The following is a 16,691-nucleotide window of genomic DNA, read 5'->3' on the forward strand; positions in this document are numbered from 1 at the left end:
GACTGACCTCCGGTCAAAGCTCGGTAAAGTCCGGTCAGCCCCCTAGCTGTACCATTGCACATATCACATCATGCTTCCCATGAGGAAAGCCATCGCCCTGCTTGCGGCAGCCGCGGCCGTCGCCGCCTTCGGCGGAGTGTCCGCCTCCGCCGCCGAACCCGACACCGCCGAACTCGTCGACAGCGGGCAGGGGAAGCTCGCCTGGAGCTCCTGCAACGACGCCACCACGCCCGCACTGCAGTGCGCGATGCTCGACGTGCCGGTGGACTACGCCGACCCGCACGGCCGGAAGATCAGGATCAAGCTCAACCGGCTGCCGGCCACCGCGCCCAAGGAGAAGCAGCAGGGCCCGATCCTGCTCAACCCCGGCGGCCCCGGAGACTCCGGACTCTGGATGCCGGCCTACATCTCCGGGAAGGTCCCGCAGGACGTCGCCTCGACCTACGACTGGATCGGCTTCGACCCGCGCGGCACCAACGGCAGCGACCCCCACGTGGTCTGCGACGCCCACTACTTCGACGGCGAGCGGCCCGACTACCAGGTGAGCCAGGGCACGGCGAAGGCCTGGCTGAAGAAGGCCGCCGGCTACGCGGCCGACTGCGCCGCCGACTGGTCCTGGCTGCTGCCGCACATGACCACCGTGGACAACGCGCGCGACATGGACAGCATCCGGCGGGCCCTCGGCGTGCCGAAGATCAACTTCTACGGCGGATCCTGGGGCACCTCGCTCGGCTCCACGTACGGCCAGCTCTTCCCCTCGCACGTGCGACGCATGGTGCTGGACAGCATCGTCGGCCCGACCATCACCTGGTACGACCACAACATCCTGCAGGACAAGGAGCACCAGCGCCGGTTCGAGGCCTTCGCGGCCTGGACCGCCAAGGCCGACTCCGTCTACCACCTGGGCACCGACGCCGCCGCCGTCGAGAAGGCCTACGCCCAGGTCGAGGCCGCGCTGCGCACCGACCCGGTCGACGCCGCCCCGGCCCCGGGGAAGATCGGCCCGGCCGAGTTCGAGGACACCTTCTACGGCGGCGGCTACAACTTCCTGCGCTGGCCGAGGATGGCCACCGTCCTCTCCGCCTACGTCACCCAGCACGACACCCGGCCGCTGAACATCGCCTACAACCGCTACGCGGCCCCCGGCGCCGACGACGGCACCTTCCCCGCCTACAACGCCGCCCAGTGCACCGAGAACGCGTGGCCGCGGGACTGGGAGGTCTGGAAGAAGGACCAGGCCCAGGTCGACGCCGTCGCGCCCTTCTACACCTATAACAACATGTGGTACAACGCTGCCTGCATGTTCTGGCCCCACCAGGGCAACCCGGCCGGCCGCACGAAGATCACCGGCAAGGGCCTGCCCCCGGTCCTGCTGTTCCAGGCCACCGAGGACGCCGCCACCCCGTACGAGGGCGGCCTCGCCATGCACGACGCGCTGCCCGGCTCCAAGCTGGTCGTCCAGACCGGGGGCAGCTTCCACGAGATCCTCTTCCACGACAACCCGTGCCTGGACGACACCTTCACCGCCTACCTGCGCGACGGCAGCCTGCCCGAGGGCAAGGGGCGGATCGCCAGGACCTGTGCCCCCGAAGCCGACCCGGCCCCGGTCTACGTGACCCCGCCGCCGGCCACCACCAGCAAGACCGCCACCGCCGCCGCCGGCGGGGACGCCGCGACCGGCGGAGCCGCCCCGCTCGCGCCCACCGACCCGGAGGCGGTCCGCGGCATGCTGCGCTGACCCGCCGCCCGCGCGGCCGCCGCCCCCTCCCCGGGGCACGCGGCCGCGCGGCCGGCTCAGGCGGGCTGACCCGGCTCGACGTCCGCGACGTCGCGGTAGCACAGCAGCGGCGCGGTGCCGGGCGGCACGTGGACGGCGACGGGGGCGAGCAGCAGCCCGGTGTGGTCGCCCCACTCGGCCAGATCCAGGACCCGGCCGACGAACCAGGCCGGCGCCGCGGCGAGGATCGGCGCGCCGAACGGGCCGTGGTACCACTCGACCAGCGGGAACTTGGCCGTGCCGCTCAGACCGCCGAACACCTCGGCCAGCCGGTGGTCGCGGGGCAGCAGGTGGACGGCGAGGGCGTCCGCCCGCAGCGCCGCCGCGTGGGTGTGGTTCGCCCGCGAGATCCACACCACGAACCGCGAGGGCCGGATCGAGCACTGGCCGGCGAAACCGACCAGGCAGCCGGCCGGCTCGCGCCCGGCGGCCGTCACCACGTAGACCGGGTGGTCCAGCAAGGCCGCGAAGGCGTCGAAGTCGCTCATGCGCCCGCCACCTCCTCGGCCTCCGCCGGTTCGACGGCGCTCAGCGGCGAGGCCAGGTCCTCCAGGCTGCGCCGCTCGGCGCGGACCCCGATCGCCGCCTCCACCAGCCCCGCGGCCGTCATCAGCCCCGCGCCGATGCAGAACGCGAGCGTCGTCCGGGAGACCTCCCCGCTGCTCACCAGGCCGTTGAAGAGCAGCGGCCCGCTGATGCCGCCGACGGCCGTGCCGACGGCGTAGAAGAAGGCGATGCACAGCGCCCTGGTCTCCAGCGGGAAGATCTCGCTGACCGTCAGGTAGGCCGAGCTCGCCCCGGCGGAGGCCAGGAACAGCACGGCCGTCCAGCAGGCCGTCAGTCCGGCGGCGGAGAGCGAGCCGCTCTGGAACAGCGCGGCGGTGCCGAACAGCAGCACGCCCGAACCGATGTAGGTGCCGGCGATCATCGGCACCCGGCCGACCGAGTCGAAGAAACGGCCGAGCAGCAGCGGACCGAGGAAGTTGCCGACCGCGATCACCGCGAAGTAGTACCCGGTGTCGCCCTCCGGCACCTGGAAGTACGTGGTGAGGATGACGGCGTAGCCGAAGGTCACCGAGTTGTACAGGAAGGCCTGGCCGATGAACAGGGCGAGGCCGAGCACGGTGCGGCGCGGGTAGCGGGTCACCACGGTGCGGGCGATCGTGACGAAGCCGAGCGGACCGCGCTCGCGGATCCGGATGGGCTTGCCTGTCACGGGCGGCAGCGGTTCGCCGCTCTGCCGCTCCACCGTCGCCTCCGCCTCGGCCACCACCTCCTCGGCCTCCCGGGCCCGCCCGTGGGTGAACAGCCAGCGCGGGCTCTCCGGCACGTGCCGGCGCACCAGCAGGATCACCAGTCCCAGGACGACGCCCAGCCCGAAGGCGAGCCGCCAGCCGACGTCCGTCGCGAACAGCGAGGTGTTCAGCAGGGCGATGGAGGCGAAGGCGCCGATCGCGGCGCCGATCCAGAAGCTGCCGTTGATGACCAGGTCGATCCGGCCGCGCACCCGGGCCGGGATCAGCTCGTCGATCGCCGAGTTGATCGCCGCGTACTCGCCGCCGATGCCGAAGCCGGTGAAGAAGCGGCAGAGGAAGAAGAACCAGGCCGTCCAGGAGAACGCCGTCACGGCGGTCGCCGCCAGGTAGACGGCGAGCGTCACCATGAACAGCTTCTTGCGGCCCAGCCGGTCGGTCAGCCAGCCGAAGAACAGGGCGCCGCTGCAGGCACCCGCCACGTACATCGCGGCCGCGACCGTGGTCACCTGCGCCGTGGAGACGGCGATGCCGCTGCCGTGCTGCGCGAGCCTGGCCGCCATGTTGCCGACGATCGTGACCTCGAGACCGTCCAGGATCCAGACGGTGCCCAGGCCGATCACGATCCGCCAGTGCCAGCGGGACCACGGCAGCCGGTCCAGCCGGGCCGGCACGTCGGTCTCGACGACGTCTCCCGGAACGGTGGACCGGCTGCCGCGGGCCGCCTCCGACCGTCGTGTCGAGGACTTCGCGGGATCGGCCATCGGGTGTGCCTCCTTCACCAGCCGGGTCACGACGCCACGCGTCTGCCCCCTGCCGGCGTGGCCACACCTGGGCCTTGAGCGGCACGTGCGGTGAGCGACCGGCGACCGGACCGCCGGTCGCGGGGGTGTCGGGCCCGCCGGACGGCGCGGGCACGGGCCGCCCGGCACCATTCGTGTACATCCGGCCCGCTGGGGAGGACAATCGGCAGCACAGGGCGGGAAGACGAACGAGGAGGCCGATCATGCGGAGCCTCACGCACCGCTACGCGGTGACCCTGCCCGGTCCGGTCGGCGGGCACGCCCCGCCCACCGTCGTCGTGGTGCAGTCCACCGGCGCGGTGGGGCCCGGTGGGCGTCCGGTCTGGGAGAACGCGGACGGTGACCTACGGGTGGAGATCGCCGGCGAGGTGGCCACCGTCCTCGCCGCGCCCACCGGCACCGGCCGGCACAGCTGCCTCCTGGCGGTGCCGCTGCGCTGAGTGCCCGCCGCGGGTGCCGGCGTCAGTGGGCGTCGGCCGCCATCGCCTCACGGACGGTGACCAGGCACGGGTCGCAGTAGCGGTCCGGCGTCAGCGGCTCGGCGCTGTCCGCCGGGGGTGCCACGCGCTGGGCGGGTTCCAGGAACCGGCCGCACAGCGAGGTCGTCGCGTCGTCCTTCGTGACGACGTGCCACACCACGGTCGGGGGGAAGATCGCCGGGTCGTGCTCGGCCCACATCTCGTACACGGCTGCCTCCGGGATTCGCTGGGGCTCGTCACCCCATGCAACCCCCGCTGCGGTGGCTCGGCCACCGGGCGGCGCCCGGTGGGATGGCACGGCGGGCGGGCCCGTCGTCCCCACCGCCCGGAGCCCGTGGGGAAATCCGCCCGCGCGCCGATCGGACGGTCGGTAGATTGCTGCGGTCGTCGGCCCGGGCTCCGGGCGGACGACCGCCCGGCCTCGCCACCGCCGGGCCCGTCGACCCGGAGAAGGAGCGCACGTGACCCAGCCGCGGATGGTGCCCGAGCCCTACGACGAGGGCATGCTCGACGTCGGCGACGGCAACCAGGTCTACTGGCAGGTCCGCGGCACCCCCGGCGGCAAACCCGCCGTCGTGGTGCACGGCGGCCCCGGCGGGGGCTTCCACCGCGGCGGCTACGGGCGGTTCGACCGGGCCGGCTACCGACTGGTGCTGTTCGACCAGCGCGGCTGCGGCCGCAGCACCCCGAACGCTGCCGACCCGGCCACCGACATGCGGCACAACACCACCCACCACCTGATCGCCGACATGGAACGGCTCCGGGAGCACCTGGGCATCGAGCGCTGGCTGCTGTACGGCTACTCCTGGGGCTCCGCCCTCAGCCTGGCCTACGCCCAGCAGTACCCCGAGCGGGTGTCCGAGATCATCCTGGCGGCCGTCTTCGGCGGTCGGCGCAGCGACATCGACTGGCTGTACCGGGGAGCCGGGCGGTTCTACCCCGAGGCCTGGGAGCGGTTCCTCGCCGGGGTGCCGGGCACCCCGCGCGACGGCGACCTGCTCGGCGCCTACGCCCGGCGTCTGGAGGACCCGGACCCGGAGGTGCGGGAGCGGGCGGCGCTGGACTGGTCCGCCTGGGAGGACGCGCTGCTCTCGCACGAACTGCCCGGGCGGCGCGGCCCGTTCACCGGTCTGCCGCGGGCCGAGCGGATGGCCCTCGTGCGGACCTGCGCGCACTACTTCTCCCACGGCCTGTTCCTGGAGGACGACGCGCTGGTGCGCGGCGCCCATCGGCTGGCCGGGATCCCCGGCGTGCTGGTGCACGGCCGGATGGACATGAACGGACCGCTCCAGGCCGTCTGGGAGCTGGTCAGGGCCTGGCCGGACGCCGAACTGCTGGTCGCCGAGGACGCCGGGCACCTCGACAGCGAGACCAAGGTCCGTCACGTCTTCGAGGCCATCGAACGCTTCGCGGCCCGCTGACGGCCCGCTGACGGCCTCTTGACGGCCCGCCCGGTCCGGCCCGCTCCGGGCGCGGCTCCCGGTCGCGGCGGAGGGGCCGCCCGCGCACGCGGGTGGCGTGCGGGGGCTGCCCCTCCGGCGCGGGCCGTCCGACGGGTGCTCAGGCCTGGCAGCGGCCGGTGGCCCAGTCGACGGTGGCGGTGGCCTGGGAGTAGCGCCACTCGGGGGTCAGCAGGTCGCGGTCGAGCTGCGCGGCCGCCGTGCCGTCCTCGACGACGTACCCGAAGTCCTGCAGCCAGGCCGGGTAGAGGTTCTTGGACCCGATGTAGAAGGCGGATCCGTCGACCGCCACCAGCTTGTGGTGCAGCGCGTACGGGTGGCCGTCGGCCCAGGTGGCGGAGGGGGCGGCGCGGAAGGTGGCGAGCTGGAGGTTGCTGCAGAGCGCGGCGCCGGCCTTGGTCCGGTCCCCGGTGAGGGCGGTCAGCCGGGCCTTGAGGACGTCGCTGATCTCGTTGAGGGACTTGATCTGCGAGTAGCCGCCGCTGCCGACGGTGCCGCGGTTGGCGGGGTCGCTCACCACGATGCGGACCTTGACCCCGGCGGCGAGCTTGGCGGCCAGCGTCTCGTAGAGCCGGGAGTCGTAGCGGGGGAGCGGCGGGCAGGTGCCGTTCATGTCCTGCTGGGAGATCTCGATGTGGCTGGTGGCCCCGGCCACGAGGGCGCGCAGCGCGTTCTCCTCGGGGTTGACCGTCTCGTAGTCGCGGTCGGCGTTGGTGTTGTCGTGCAGGGTGAGCGGGCTGCACTTGGCGTCGGACGCGCCGGTGACCGGGCCCGGGCGGTAGTCGGAGGAGGGGTCGGCGGCGCGGATGCCGACGCCGAGGCCGCCGACGGCGAGGACGGGGACGTTGCCGGTGGCGGGTGCGTCCGGGTTGAGCTCGCGCTCCATCGACGGCCGGCAGGCGGCGCCGTCGGTGGAGGCGAACCAGGCGTTGTCGAAGACGCCGGTGCGTCCGCAGGTCCACTCCCAGAGGGTGTCCAGGTAGCGGGCCGCGGAGCCGGCGGCGGGGCCGGTGAGGGCGAGGTCGACGTCCGAGACGGGGTGCGCGGTGTCGAGGTAGTCGTCCTTCCAGCCGTTGATGCCGCCGGCGATCACGCTGCGGCCGTCGACGACCAGGAGCTTGGAGTGGTTCCAGGAGAAGGCGGTGCGCGAGGTGGTCATCGAGGCGACGGTGAGGGTCACCGACCGGGCCGCCGGGCCGAGCTTGGCGACCAGTTCGTCGCGGTAGCGGGACGGCAGGACGTTGGCGTTGTAGAGCGGGGCGGCGCCGACCAGGATCCGCACCTGGAGGCGGTGGCCGGCCGCCACCGAGGTCTTGAGGCCCTCGACCAGGGCGTCCTGGAAGCCGCCGTTCGGGAACGGCGCGAGGGTGGAGACGTCCACCGTCCGGGTGGCCGAGGCGACGTTCGCGCGCATCCGGTCGAGCAGGGCGCGGGTGCCGGGGCGGTCCGTGCAGGTGCTGTCGCCCCAGCAGCCGGGGGTCTGCAGCAGCCAGCCGGCCGGGTCGTCCGCGGTGGCGTCGAGGCTGTTGCCCTCGGTGCGCTGCCAGACGGTGCCCTCCAGGCCGGGCGCGACCTCGCGCAGGGCCTGCTCGACGGCGTCGAGGTGGGGTGTCGCACCGGGGGCGGCCGGGCCGGTCGCGGCGTCGGCGTGGGCGGGCGGCGGCGTCGCGAGGGAGAGCAGGGTGGTGGCTGCGGCGGCGGCCAGGGCGGAGCGCAGCAGACGGCCGGACCGGCCGGACCAGGGGAGGTGCACGTGTGGTTCCTTGCAGGAGGTGACGGGTGTTCACCCGTGGGACGACCTGAGATTACCCAGAAGTAACCTGATCCTTAAATCTGAGCATGACAATGAGTCACCAGGCCGGAATCACACCCGCCGTCCGGCCCCCGCCGTCGGACCCCCGCCCTTCGGCCCCCGCCGACCGCCGGGGTCCGACGGCGCGTCAGCCACCCCCGCCGCCGCCCCGCACCGTAGCGTCGGCCCATGCTCATCGGCCTGCTGTCCGCCCTCCTGGCCGCACTGCTCACCGGCACGGCCACCGTGCTGCAGGCGGTCGGCGCCCGCAGGGCGGCCACCTCCCCGCAGACGGGCGAGACCGCCGCCCTCGCCGGGGCGCTCCGGCAGTGGCCCTTCCTGGCCGGGGTCGGGATGGACATGCTCGGATTCGCCGCCGAACTCGTCGCCCTGGGGCGGCTGCCGCTCTACGTCGTCGAGGCCGCACTGGCCTCGGCGCTCGCGGTGACCGCCGTCGGCGCCTCCCGGGTGCTGGGCGTGCGCCTGCGGCGCAGCGAGTGGCTGGGCGTGGCCGCCGTCTGCGCCGGGCTCTGCGTGCTCGCGCTCACCGCCGGGCGGGACGGCCAGGGCAAGGGCGACGAGGCGCTGCGGCTGGGCGTGCTGCTCGTCGCGGTCCTGTTGCTCGGGGCCGGCCGGCTGGTGGTCCGCTTCGGCGGCGCCCGCCGCACCCCGCTGCTCGGCCTGGTCGCGGGCCTGCAGTTCGGGGTGGTCGGCGTCGCCGCACGGGTGCTGCCCGACCCGAGGCTCCCGGACCTGCTGACCGAGCCCTCGGCGTACGCCATCGCGGTCGCCGGCCTCGGCGGCTTCGCCGCGCTGACCTGGGCGATGCAGCACGGCTCGGTGACGGCGGCGACGGCCGCGATGGTGCTCGGCGAGACGCTGGGCCCCGCCGCGGTCGGGGTGCTCGTGCTGGGTGACCACACCCGGCACGACCTGACCCCGTTGGCCGTCCTCGGCTTCGCGGCCGCGGTGATCGGCGCGCTGACCCTGGCGCGCTTCGGCGACGCCGAACAGCCCGCCGCCGCGGGCTGACCGGGCGGCCGCCCGCGGGGGCGGAGGATCCGTCACACCGTCAGGAGTGGGAAGGCGCTTCCGGCGGAGGGCGCGATCCGGCGCAGGTCGGCCGGGCCGAGGGTGAGGTCCTCGACGGCCCGGCGGCGGGTGGCCAGGGTGACGCCCTCGCGGCGCAGGGCGGCCCGCCAGTCGGCGAGGCGGGCGGGCAGGTCGGCACCGTCGGGGGAGACGGCAACGGCGGGCGGCGGCGGTCCGGCGGCCGCCCGGGCGCGCTCGCGGGCGACCTCGGAGAACCCGCACACCTCCAGGCTCGCCTGCTCCGCGTCGTCCAGACCGGCGCTGTCCGCGAGGCGGCGCGCCAGCGGGTTCAGGGCGACCGCGCGGGCGAGGGAGAGCCGGTGCACGCCGGCACTGCGGTCGTCCAGGCGCAGCGGCTCGGGGACGTCGCGGATGCCGCAGCGGCCGCGCACGCCCCGGGCGGCGGCGGCCAGCATGGCGCTGGCCTCCGAAGGGTGCCAGCCGAAGACCCGGCGGACCGGTTCGACGTGCGCGGCGCCCAGGGCGAAGCCGGCCGGCGGCAGCCGAGCGAAGAGCTCCCGCGCCGGGACCTCCCGGTCCAGGGCGGGGCCGGTGACCCAGACCCGGGTCGGCAGCCGGGTGCGGACGCAGGCGGCGAGGACGAGGGCGTCGCCGAGCGGGCTGCGCAGCGTCGGCTCGGTGCCGTCGGACAGGATGTCGCCGCCGACGTCGACCACGTCGACGTGCGTCGCGCCGCAGTGCCGGGCCGCCGCCGCGACGGTGCGGGCCAGCCCGGCCGCGCCGCCGTACGGGTCCAGCAGGCCGAGCGGCAGCGGAAGTTCGGCGGCCAGCCGGGGCAGTGAGGAGCCGGCCGGGGGGATCGGCGCCGTCCGGGCGGTGACCAGGTCGAGGCGGGGCGCCGGGCTGTCCAGGCCGGTGAAGTCCGCGCGGCCGCGCGGGCCGGGCAACGGATCGACGACCAGGCGTTCCCAGGCGTACGTCAGGACGAGCGCGGGCGCGGCCGGGCCGTACAGCGCCGCGTGCAGCATGACGGCGGCGATGACGTCCCCGCCCCCGCCCGCGGCGATCAGAAGTCTCTTCATGCCGACCAGGGTTACCGCCCTCCCGGGTCAAGCACCAGACCTTCACGAGCAATTGACCGGTCGGCATATTTCTCCAGCGTGCGAACCTCTCAACTCCCCGGCCGCGCCGCTTTCGTCACTCGGAGAATCCGACCCGTGACCGCGGGATTCCGGTCCGCCTAGCGTCATGTCCCGGGCTTGACCGGACCTTGACCTAGCCGAACGGGAGTCACCACCCCGATGAGCACCTCCCCCCTGCTCCAGCTCACCCCGCGTCCCCCCGCCGACACCTCCGCCGACACCCCCGCCGAGGCCCTCGGCACCCCCTACCGGCAGTACGTCTACGCCTACCCGCACCAGAAGTCCTACCGCGCCCTGGCCGACGGGCCGGCGCTCACCGACATCTGGGCCGGAGAGCGGCTGGACGCCCTCTCGCTCTACGTCCACGTGCCGTTCTGCGAGATGCGCTGCGGCTTCTGCAACCTGTTCACCCGCACCGGCGCCCCCGAACAGATCACCACCGCCTGGCTGGACACCCTCGAACGGCAGGCCCGGGCCACCCGCGAGGCCCTCGAGGCCCAGGGCCGCGACATCCGGTTCACCCTCGCCGCGTTCGGCGGCGGCACGCCCACCTACCTCACGGCCGCCGGACTGACCCGCCTCGCCGACCTCTGCGAGAACGTCATGGGCGCCGACCTCCGGGCCGTCCCCTGGTCGGTGGAGACCTCCCCGGCCACCGCCACGCCGGACCGGATCGCCGTCCTCGCCGAACGCGGCGCCACCCGGGTCAGCATCGGCGTGCAGACCTTCCTCGAGGAGGAGGCCCGTGCGGCCGTCCGGCCGCAGAAGCGCTCCGAGGTCGACGCCGCCCTCACCCGGTTGAAGGCCGCCGCCTTCCCGATCCTCAACATCGACCTCATCTACGGGATCCAGGGCCAGACCGAGGAGACCTTCCGGACCTCCCTGGACGCGGCGCTGAGCTGGGAACCCGAGGAGGTCTACCTCTACCCGCTGTACGTCCGCCCGCTCACCGGGCTCGACGGCCGGCACGAGGACACCGGCGAGAGCTGGGACGAACAGCGGCTGCGGCTCTACCGGTTCGGCCGCGACCACCTGCTCGCCGCCGGTTACCGGCAGACCTCGATGCGGGTCTTCCAGCGGGCCGGCACCGCCGCCGTCGACCAGGCCGACGACGCGGGCATCAGCGAGTACAACCAGCAGGCCGGGATGGTCGGCCTGGGCGTCGGCGCCCGCTCGTTCACCACCGGACTGCACTACACCACGGACTACGCGGTCGCCGTCCCCGAGGTCCGCCGGATCATCGACGACTACATCGCCACCCCCACCGAGGACTTCCGGCGCGCCCAGTGGGCGTTCACCATGGACGACGACGAGCGCCGCCGGATGTACCTGCTGCAGACCCTGCTGGAGAGCGGCGGCACCGTCGTCGAGCAGTACCGCGGCCGGTTCGGCGACACGCCCGCCGCGCACTTCCCGGCGCAGTTCGCGATCCTCGCCGAGCGCGGCTGGCTGACCGGCGGCGACACCCTGCGGCTGACCCCCGAGGGCATGGCCTGGGCGGACGCCGTCGGCCCGCTGTTCTTCTCGCCGCGGGTCGACGCCGCCATGGCGGCCTACCGGGACCGCTGACCCCCCTCCCCGGGCGCCCGGGCCGTCGCGACCCCCGCCGCGGCGGCCCGGGCGGTGGCGTCCCCTCCCGGCTCCTGGCCGACCACCGCTCCGGCGGCCCCGGCGGCCACCCGTGCCCGGCCCCGCACCGGGACCGACACCACCACCAGACCGCCCAGCAGCAGCGCCGTCCCGAGCGCCGCCCAGCCGCCGAGCCGCTCACCCAGCAGCAGCACCCCCAGCAGCGCCGCCACCAGCGGCTCCGCCAGGCTCAGCGTCCCGGTGGTCGCCGCGCTGATCCGCTGCGCCCCCTGGGTGAACAGCAGGTACCCGACGGCCGTCGTCGCCAGCGCCAGCCAGCCGATCAGCACCAGCGCGCGCACCGAGCCCAGCCCGGCCGGGGCCACCGCGATCCACGGCGCCACCAGCAGGCCCGCCCCCAGCACGCTCACCGGCGCGGCGGCGCCCGCGTCCGCGCCCGCCGCCGCGAGGCGCTTGCCCGCCACGATGTACACCCCGAACGAGGCCCCCGCCACCGCGGCCAGCAGCACGCCCACCAGGTCCGTCCGGCCGGAGCTGCCGGGCAGCAGCAGGAGGCCGATCCCGGCGACGGCGAAGCCCGTGCCGGCCCACCACGGCCCGCCCAGCCGATCGCCCTGGACCAACCGGGCGCACGGCCCCGCCACCGCCGGAACGCTGCCGAAGGCCACCGCGGTGGCGACCGCGGCCCCCGTCCGGTCCACCGCGGGCAGGAAGGCGGCCTGGAACACGGCCGTGACCGCGACGCTCAACAGCACCCAGGCACGCGCGCCCCGGCGCCACAGCGTCCGCAGCCCGGCCGGGCGCACCGCCACCGCGCACAGCACCGCACCCCCCAGCAGCATCCGGCAGGCCCCCAGCGCCACCGGATCCACCGCGGCCTCCGCCAACAGCTGCGCCGGACCGACCGTGCCCCACAGGCACGCCGCGGCCAGCACCGGCACCACCCCGCCCCGCACCGCTCCTCCGGCAGCCACCCGCGCTCTCCCCTCGCCCGCCCCCGCCGACGGCGGCGCCGGCTCCGACGACCCTAGGACCTGTCTTCAAACCCGCGTCTGCGGGACGACGCCGGGGCACGCACCTCGCCGCGTTGTCGTCGGTCGCCAATGCTCCGCAGTGGCTCCCTCCTCCGCCTTGCGATGCACGCACCCCAACGCCGCCCCGCCCGCCCTCCGGGCGGACGGGGGTTTGAAGACAGACCCTAGGGGCGCCCCGCAGGCCGGCCAATTGGGGGAACCGCTCGACCCCGGACACCCCGGCGGCCCCCGCCACGGACCTTCCGCCAACCGCACCGCCCCGGGGCTGGCATCCCGGGCCGCAGCCGGGCCGTCAGCCGCGCAGGCGGGTGTTGAGCCGGGCGGCCTGACGCGTCAGGTGGTCGCGCTCGGCCAGGTCGGGCGCGCGGTGGGCCGCCTCGGCGTACAGCCGCGCGGCCGTGGCGAGGTCGCCGTCGCGCTCGTGCAGGTACGCCGCCACCGCGGTGTGGCGGGGCAGCGAGTCGTCCAGTCCGGCGAGCGCCGCCAGCCCGGCGCGCGGCCCGTCCGCCTCCCCGACCGCGACCGCGCGGTTGAGCCGCACCACCGGACTGCCGTTCAGACGGACCAACTCGTCGTACCACTCGACGATCTGCACCCAGTCGGTCTCCCCGGTGCTCCGGGCGTCGGCGTGCAGGGCCGCGATGGCGGCCTGGGCCTGGAACTCGCCCAGCCGGTCGCGGGCCAGGGCCGCCTGGAGGATCCCGACGCCCTCGGCGATCGCCCGGGTGTCCCAGCGGGAGCGGTCCTGCTCCGCCAGCGGCACCAGGCTGCCGTCCGGCGCGGTCCGGGCCGCCCGCCGGGCGTGGTGAAGCAGCATCAGCGCGAGCAGGCCCGTCACCTCGGGGTGGTCGATCACGGCCGCGAGCTGCCTGGTCAGCCGGATCGCCTCGGCGGCGAGGTCCACGTCGCCGCCGTAGCCCTCGTTGAAGACCAGGTAGAGCACCCGCAGCACGGTCGCGACGTCCCCGTCGCGGTCGAGCCGCACGCCGGAGACGGTGCGCTTGGCCCGGCTGATCCGCTGCGCCATCGTCGCCTCGGGCACCAGGTAGGCCCGGGCGATCTGGCGGGTGGTCAGGCCGCCCACCGCGCGCAGGGTGAGCGCGACGGCGGAGCCCGGGGTCAGCGAGGGGTGGGCGCACAGGAAGTAGAGGCGCAGCGTGTCGTCCACGGCCGGGGCGGGCCCGGGCGGCGGCTCCTCGACGAGGCGGTCCTCGCGCCGGCGGCGGGCGGAGTCCGCGCGGGCGGCGTCGAGGAACTTCCGCCACGCCACGGTGACCAGCCAGCCCTTCGGGTCGCGCGGCTGGTCGGCCGGCCAGACCCGTACCGCCTCGACCAGCGCCTCCTGGACGGCGTCCTCGGCCGCCGCGAAGTCTGCGCCGCGGCGGACGAGGACACCGAGCACGCCCGGCGTGAGGCTCCTCAGCAGGGCTTCGTCCACGGGGTGGGTCACTCCGTGATGGTGGGCGGGGCGGCCAGGAAGGGGCGCAGCTCCAGCCACTCGTGGATCGGCCGACCGCCCGCGCCGGGGGCGGCCGACAGCTCGCCGGCCAGCTCGACGGCGCGCTCGTGGCTGTCGACGTCGATCACCATCCAGCCGGCGATGAGGTCCTTGGTCTCGGCGAACGGGCCGTCGGTCACCGGCGGGCGCCCCTCACCGTCGTACCGGACCCAGGAGCCCTCGGGCGCGAGCGCCTGGCCGTCGACGAACTCGCCGCTCTTCTCGAGCCGGGCCGCGAAGTCGTTCATGTACTGGATGTGGGCCGAGATCTCCTCCGGCGTCCACTGGTCCATCGGCACGTTGTTCACGGGGGCCGGGGCGCCGCGGTAGTGCTTCAGCAGCAGGTACTTGGCCATCGTCTTCTCCTCGGAGCGGGTGCGACCATTCTCGTCGCGTTCGGCCCTGGGACGGAGCCGGGCACGGGTTCTCGACACGGGCGACGGAGATTTCTCCGAAGAGTTTTCCCGGGGCCCGGCCCCGCCCCGGCGTCCCGCGCCCCGCCCGGGCGTCCCGCGCCCCGCCCGGGCGTCCCGCGCCCCGCCCGGGCGTCCCGCGCCCCGCCCGGGCGTCCCGCGCCCCGCCGCGCGCCTCCGCGGGGTGAGGGGGCGCTCCCCGGCCCGGACGGTGCGCCCGGTGCCACGGCGGTGCCGGGGTCGTGCGCGGGCGCCGGGTTCGGCCGGATCGCGTCGGGACGGTCCGTGGGCACCCTGTCCGCCCGGCGGCGGGCGGGCGAGAATGTCCCGGCTGCGTACGGGGGGCGGGCCGGAACGGGCCGTTCCCGTGCGCAGCCGTGTCGTTCCGATGCCAGCATGGAGGTGTGCCGACCGTGTGCAGGAACCTTCCGCGAACCGTGTTGTCGGGTGTGCTGACCGCCGCAGTCGTCGTGGTGGCCGCGGCGGCGGCCACCACGATCCCGGCCGCGGGTGTCACCGCCGCGTGCGGGGCCGCGCCGGGGCCGGGCCGGGCGGCCAGTCCGGTCGCGGACAGCCTGGTGGAGGCGCGTCGGGCGGACGGCCGGACGGAGCAGTTCCAGCAGTTCTACGACGACTCCGCGACGCCCGGCCCGCGCTTCGTCTGGCACCGGTCCCAGGAGGAGCCGGGCGGCGAGTACGGCGCGTGGGAGCGGGTCAGCGCGACCCCGGTCGGGCCGAAGCTGTACCAGGTCAGCGCGGTGGAGAACGGCCGCGGCGGGCTGGAGGTGTTCATCGCCTCGTACGGCAGCATCTGCCGCACCGTGCTGGCCACCCCGGACGGACGCTGGAGCGCGGCCGAGGGCTTCGAGCTGGCGCCGCCGCCGTACCACGGGGGGATCACCCTGTTCAAGGAGCGCGACGGGCGGCTCCACGCCTTCGCCGCGGGCAACGGGTCCTCCGGGGCGATGGAGGTGCGCAGTCAGCGGGACGGCAGCGGGGACGCCTGGGGGCCGGTCCGGCCGCTGCCCGGACTGCCGGAGCCCGGTCGGGGGCTGAGCGCGCCGAGTTCGGTGGTGCAGCTGGCCGACGGCCGGTTGCAGGTCACGGCCCGGGAATGGAACGCGGACCGGTACTGGCGGACCAGCGAGGCGGACCGGTTCGGGTCCTGGGTGGCGTGGCGGCTCTGTGCGGACGGCACCTGCGGCTGAGCCGGCCTCCGCCCGCCGTGGTGGCGGATCGGTTGCCCGGCCGGGCGGCGCTCCGGCCTGGGGGCGCTCGGGCTCAGCCGCCGTGGGCCACCTCGTGGCGCGGCTGGTAGAGGCCGACCACGCCCCCGCCCGGCAGTCGTAGCGCCGTCCGCAGGCCCCACCCGGCGGAGCTCACCGGCTCGGTGAACTCGACGCCGAGCGCGGTGAGTTCGCGGACCGTCGTGTGGACGTCGTCGCACATCAGGTAGAGCTCCCGGTCGGAAGCCTCGGCGGGGTGGACCGCGAGCTCCGCGGGCGGCAGCCGGAAGACCAGCCAGCCGCCGCCCGCGTCCACGTGCGGGAAGCGCAGGACGTCGCGGAGGAACGCGCGGTCGGCCTCCGCGTCCCGGCTGTACAGGATGACGTGGGCGCCGTTGATCATGCCCTCACGGTAACCGCGGGCCGCCGCCCCCGCAGGTCGGCCCGGCGGCCGCCGGCTCCTCGGGCGGGCTCGCCCGCGATCGTCGGGAACACCACCGGGACCGCGGCCGAGCGCAAGCAGCGACCGGGCCGTGAACGAGGCCTTCCCATGGATCGGCAGCAGCCGCGAGACTACCGGTGCGGTGTCCGGGCGGGCCGCACCGCTTCCGGTGCGCCGCCCACGGCCGGTCGGCCACGGGCCCGGCGGGAATTCACGGCCTGATCCGCGGATGTCCCGGAATTGCTGGCAAGGCCTTTCCGGGGAATTCGGAGACGGTCAAGGCCAGGTCAAGGGCTGGTAGAGGGATCTGTGCGGCCGGGGCGGGATGTGTTGTGGTGGGTTCCGGTGGGGCCCCGGCCGCGGACGGCGCGGACGGGCCGTGACCGGGCGGACGCCGCTGGTGGGCGGCGTAGACGCTCGCACATGGACCTGAGTGCGGCGGCTATGGTTCGCGGGCTCGGGGCGGACTTGAATGGTGCCAGGACGAGGGGCCGCAGGGCTCAGGGCTCGGACGAGCCCCGCGGATCCGCGTCGGACCGGCCGGACGCCCGGTGCCTCCGGCGGTCGGTTCCGTTCGTTCTCCTTCTTTTCTCCGAATGAGGTGGTCGTGATGACGTACGACGGTGCTCTTGATCTTCCGGTCGATGCCGGTGTGGTGCTGGTGGTGGGTGGTACGGGTAAGACGGGTCGGCGGGTGGCGGAGCGGTTGTCGGCGCTGGGGTACGGGGT

The 16,691-nt window shown here is 75.0% G+C and carries 15 protein-coding genes; 6 read left to right on the forward strand and 9 right to left on the reverse strand.

Annotated elements, in window-relative coordinates; genetic code table 11:
* The first annotated feature begins 79 nt into the window (after positions 1-79).
* Positions 80-1,738 carry an alpha/beta hydrolase gene (locus tag ACIRS1_RS19280; protein WP_402841184.1) on the forward strand — a complete coding sequence of 553 codons (1,659 nt, stop codon included), beginning with the start codon at positions 80-82 and terminating at the stop codon, positions 1,736-1,738.
* A gap of 56 nt (positions 1,739-1,794) precedes the next feature.
* On the opposite strand, the gene ACIRS1_RS19285 is transcribed toward ACIRS1_RS19280, so the two are convergent.
* Positions 1,795-2,265, reverse strand: a complete 471-nt coding sequence (locus ACIRS1_RS19285; protein WP_402841187.1) for a flavin reductase family protein — start codon at positions 2,263-2,265, stop codon at positions 1,795-1,797.
* Entirely contained in the window at positions 2,262-3,794 is a 1,533-nt protein-coding gene (locus ACIRS1_RS19290) for an MFS transporter (RefSeq protein WP_402841190.1), read from the reverse strand. Before ACIRS1_RS19290 ends, ACIRS1_RS19285 begins: the two co-directional genes overlap by 4 nt.
* A gap of 242 nt (positions 3,795-4,036) precedes the next feature.
* Between ACIRS1_RS19290 and ACIRS1_RS19295 the strand changes: the two genes are divergently transcribed.
* Positions 4,037-4,273, forward strand: a complete 237-nt coding sequence (locus ACIRS1_RS19295) for a DUF6296 family protein (RefSeq protein WP_402841192.1) — start codon at positions 4,037-4,039, stop codon at positions 4,271-4,273.
* Positions 4,274-4,295: 22 nt separating this feature from the next.
* Here the strand turns inward: ACIRS1_RS19295 and ACIRS1_RS19300 are convergent, their stop codons facing one another.
* Entirely contained in the window at positions 4,296-4,520 is a 225-nt protein-coding gene (locus ACIRS1_RS19300) for a hypothetical protein (protein ID WP_360222833.1), read from the reverse strand.
* 268 nt (positions 4,521-4,788) lie between these two features.
* Between ACIRS1_RS19300 and pip the strand changes: the two genes are divergently transcribed.
* Positions 4,789-5,733, forward strand: a complete 945-nt coding sequence (pip, locus tag ACIRS1_RS19305) for a prolyl aminopeptidase (protein WP_360222859.1) — start codon at positions 4,789-4,791, stop codon at positions 5,731-5,733.
* Positions 5,734-5,872: 139 nt separating this feature from the next.
* Here the strand turns inward: pip and ACIRS1_RS19310 are convergent, their stop codons facing one another.
* Positions 5,873-7,525 (reverse strand): phospholipase, encoded by a 1,653-nt coding sequence (locus ACIRS1_RS19310; RefSeq protein ID WP_402841195.1) that lies wholly within the window; start codon positions 7,523-7,525, stop codon positions 5,873-5,875.
* 228 nt (positions 7,526-7,753) lie between these two features.
* Here ACIRS1_RS19310 and ACIRS1_RS19315 point away from each other — a divergent pair, with 228 nt between their 5' ends.
* The gene (locus ACIRS1_RS19315; RefSeq protein ID WP_402841197.1) at positions 7,754-8,596 is read left to right on the forward strand and encodes a hypothetical protein; all 843 of its coding nucleotides are present in this window, start codon (positions 7,754-7,756) and stop codon (positions 8,594-8,596) included.
* 32 nt (positions 8,597-8,628) lie between these two features.
* On the opposite strand, the gene ACIRS1_RS19320 is transcribed toward ACIRS1_RS19315, so the two are convergent.
* Positions 8,629-9,699, reverse strand: coding sequence for a DUF1152 domain-containing protein (locus ACIRS1_RS19320; protein ID WP_402841199.1), 1,071 nt, complete (start codon positions 9,697-9,699; stop codon positions 8,629-8,631).
* 219 nt (positions 9,700-9,918) lie between these two features.
* Between ACIRS1_RS19320 and ACIRS1_RS19325 the strand changes: the two genes are divergently transcribed.
* A complete protein-coding gene (locus ACIRS1_RS19325) occupies positions 9,919-11,328 on the forward strand; it encodes an STM4012 family radical SAM protein (protein ID WP_402841201.1) in 1,410 nt (469 codons plus the stop codon).
* On the opposite strand, the gene ACIRS1_RS19330 is transcribed toward ACIRS1_RS19325, so the two are convergent.
* The 3 genes from ACIRS1_RS19330 to ACIRS1_RS19340 all read right to left on the reverse strand — a co-directional run bounded on the left by ACIRS1_RS19330 (position 11,313) and on the right by ACIRS1_RS19340 (position 14,237).
* Positions 11,313-12,323, reverse strand: a complete 1,011-nt coding sequence (locus ACIRS1_RS19330) for a DMT family transporter (protein WP_402841203.1) — start codon at positions 12,321-12,323, stop codon at positions 11,313-11,315. The genes ACIRS1_RS19325 and ACIRS1_RS19330 overlap by 16 nt on opposite strands.
* Positions 12,324-12,675: 352 nt before the next feature.
* Complete coding sequence (locus tag ACIRS1_RS19335) at positions 12,676-13,821, reverse strand: RNA polymerase sigma factor (protein ID WP_402841220.1); 1,146 nt, start codon at positions 13,819-13,821, stop codon at positions 12,676-12,678.
* Between the two features lie 8 nt (positions 13,822-13,829).
* On the reverse strand, positions 13,830-14,237 hold the full coding sequence (locus ACIRS1_RS19340; RefSeq protein ID WP_402841206.1) for a YciI family protein: 408 nt from the start codon (positions 14,235-14,237) through the stop codon (positions 13,830-13,832).
* A gap of 506 nt (positions 14,238-14,743) precedes the next feature.
* On the opposite strand from ACIRS1_RS19340, the gene ACIRS1_RS19345 reads away from it, so the two are divergent.
* A complete protein-coding gene (locus tag ACIRS1_RS19345) occupies positions 14,744-15,502 on the forward strand; it encodes a hypothetical protein (RefSeq protein WP_402841209.1) in 759 nt (252 codons plus the stop codon).
* Positions 15,503-15,575: 73 nt separating this feature from the next.
* Here ACIRS1_RS19345 and ACIRS1_RS19350 read toward each other — a convergent pair whose 3' ends face one another.
* On the reverse strand, positions 15,576-15,923 hold the full coding sequence (locus ACIRS1_RS19350; RefSeq protein ID WP_402841212.1) for a VOC family protein: 348 nt from the start codon (positions 15,921-15,923) through the stop codon (positions 15,576-15,578).
* Between the last annotated feature and the right edge of the window lie 768 nt (positions 15,924-16,691).

Origin of the sequence: Kitasatospora sp. NPDC101176 (assembly GCF_044768035.1) — a bacterium.
Classification (GTDB): domain Bacteria; phylum Actinomycetota; class Actinomycetes; order Streptomycetales; family Streptomycetaceae; genus Kitasatospora.

Coding starts and splice junctions, on each gene's coding strand:
- ACIRS1_RS19280 (WP_402841184.1), top strand. CDS start 80: ATGAGGAAAGCCATCGCCCTGCTTGCGGCAGCCGCGGCCGTCGCCGCC.
- ACIRS1_RS19285 (WP_402841187.1), bottom strand. CDS start 2,265: ATGAGCGACTTCGACGCCTTCGCGGCCTTGCTGGACCACCCGGTCTAC.
- ACIRS1_RS19290 (WP_402841190.1), bottom strand. CDS start 3,794: ATGGCCGATCCCGCGAAGTCCTCGACACGACGGTCGGAGGCGGCCCGC.
- ACIRS1_RS19295 (WP_402841192.1), top strand. CDS start 4,037: ATGCGGAGCCTCACGCACCGCTACGCGGTGACCCTGCCCGGTCCGGTC.
- pip (WP_360222859.1), top strand. CDS start 4,789: ATGGTGCCCGAGCCCTACGACGAGGGCATGCTCGACGTCGGCGACGGC.
- ACIRS1_RS19315 (WP_402841197.1), top strand. CDS start 7,754: ATGCTCATCGGCCTGCTGTCCGCCCTCCTGGCCGCACTGCTCACCGGC.
- ACIRS1_RS19320 (WP_402841199.1), bottom strand. CDS start 9,699: ATGAAGAGACTTCTGATCGCCGCGGGCGGGGGCGGGGACGTCATCGCC.
- ACIRS1_RS19325 (WP_402841201.1), top strand. CDS start 9,919: ATGAGCACCTCCCCCCTGCTCCAGCTCACCCCGCGTCCCCCCGCCGAC.
- ACIRS1_RS19340 (WP_402841206.1), bottom strand. CDS start 14,237: ATGGCCAAGTACCTGCTGCTGAAGCACTACCGCGGCGCCCCGGCCCCC.
- ACIRS1_RS19350 (WP_402841212.1), bottom strand. CDS start 15,923: ATGATCAACGGCGCCCACGTCATCCTGTACAGCCGGGACGCGGAGGCC.